Origin of the sequence: Streptomyces sp. NPDC050625 (assembly GCF_040654755.1) — a bacterium.
Taxonomy (GTDB): Bacteria; Actinomycetota; Actinomycetes; order Streptomycetales; family Streptomycetaceae; genus Streptomyces.
The window spans coordinates 1-1,173 of record NZ_JBFAIQ010000126.1; the positions used below are offsets into that span (position 1 = coordinate 1).

The following is a 1,173-nucleotide window of genomic DNA, read 5'->3' on the forward strand; positions in this document are numbered from 1 at the left end:
GCGGTTCGCCTTCTCCAGGGACTGGTTGAGCTCCTCGCCCGTCCCCGGAACCTTGATGCGACGCCAGAACTCCTCGCGTATCTGCGGGATGCGCTCAAGGGCCTTGCGCAGTCCGGCGTCGGTGCGCGCCATGCCGCAGAACTCCCACATCAGTTCGCCGACTTCGCGGTGGAAGGAGTCGGGGGTGCGGTCGCCGTCGACGGACAGGAGCAGCTGGAGCCGGTCCTGCGTCTCGGCCAGCACCTCCTGGACGACGGGGTGTTCGACCGTCACCGCCTCCTGGTGGGGGTTGCGGGCGAGGTAGTCGTTGATGGTGGCCGGCAGCACGAAGTAGCCGTCGGCCAGGCCCTGCATCAGCGCGGACGCGCCGAGCCGGTTGGCGCCGTGGTCGGAGAAGTTGGCCTCGCCGACGGCGAACAGGCCGGGGACGGTGGTCTGCAGGTCGTAGTCCACCCACAGGCCGCCCATCGTGTAGTGCACGGCGGGGTAGATGCGCATCGGCACCTCGTACGGATCCTCGTCCGTGATCCGCTGGTACATGTCGAAGAGGTTGCCGTACTTGGCCTCGACGGCCCCCCGGCCCATCCGCTCGATCGCGTCCGCGAAGTCCAGGTACACACCCTGCCCGCCGGGGCCCACTCCCCTGCCCTCGTCGCACACGTTCTTCGCGGCACGGGAGGCGATGTCGCGCGGGACCAGATTACCGAAGGACGGGTAGATGCGCTCCAGGTAGTAGTCGCGCTCGTCCTCGGGGATCTGGTTCGCGGGCCGGGTGTCGCCCTTGGCCCTGGGCACCCAGATCCGGCCGTCGTTGCGCAGCGACTCGCTCATCAGGGTGAGCTTGGACTGGTGGTCGCCGGTGCGCGGGATGCAGGTGGGGTGGATCTGGGTGAAGCAGGGGTTGGCGAAGTACGCGCCGCGCCGGTGGGCCCGCCAGATCGCGGTGGCGTTGGAGTTCATGGCGTTCGTCGACAGATAGAAGACGTTGCCGTAGCCGCCGCTGGCGAGCACGACGGCGTCCGCGAAGTAGGTGTCGATACGGCCCGTGATCAGATCGCGTGCCACGATCCCGCGCGCCCGTCCGTCGATGACGATCAGGTCGAGCATCTCGGTGCGCGGGTGCATTTCCACGTTCCCGGCCGCGATCTGCCGCGACAGCGCCTGGTAGGCGCC

Annotated in this window: 1 protein-coding gene; it reads right to left on the reverse strand. The window is 68.6% G+C overall.

What is annotated here, in order from left to right; all coding sequences use genetic code 11:
* On the reverse strand, nt 1-1,173 hold a 1,173-nt coding region (gene sdhA, locus AB0I54_RS48190; protein WP_363302762.1), incomplete at both ends, for a succinate dehydrogenase (quinone) flavoprotein subunit.